This is a genomic window from Clostridium sp. DFI.1.208, from assembly GCF_024463855.1.
GTDB lineage: Bacteria > Bacillota_I > Bacilli_A > Erysipelotrichales > Erysipelotrichaceae > Clostridium_AQ.
Genome location: NZ_JANGCA010000207.1, coordinates 1 through 416 on the forward strand (window position 1 = coordinate 1; position 416 = coordinate 416).

A 416-nucleotide genomic window follows, 5' to 3' on the forward strand; every position below is an offset into this window, starting at 1 on the left:
CTTTCTTCCTGTGTCTGCCCCGTTCTTAACGCTCACGAGCCTTGTAAGGCTCGTGGCTAAACGGAACAGCCCCAGTCAGAAACCTTATTTTCGGTCTGATAGTCCATGCTTATTCATGCTATCAAAGTGAAAATATGTATTTTATATGCTTACTCAAGCGTGTGATTGACCCTAGCGTGCTTAATCACCCTATCTAATACGATAATAACTCCATTAGAATTACTTGTCAAGAAGTTTTTGTTGACTTTTAGATATAGATTAAGTATGATATGCTTATAAATACCAAGAAAAGCAACGAAAGGAGCGGTTATACTAAGTTATGGAGCATTATGAAAAGAAAATCAGTTTCTTAGGAGAAAACATACAGACCATAAGAAAACACAGAGGAATGAAACAACAGGAACTTGCGGACAAAA

General features: G+C 37.3%; 1 pseudogene. It reads left to right on the forward strand.

Annotated features, from left to right (window positions below):
- Nucleotides 1–319: 319 nt before the first annotated feature.
- Nucleotides 320–416, forward strand: a pseudogene (locus NE665_RS24060) (XRE family transcriptional regulator); the annotation flags it as partial.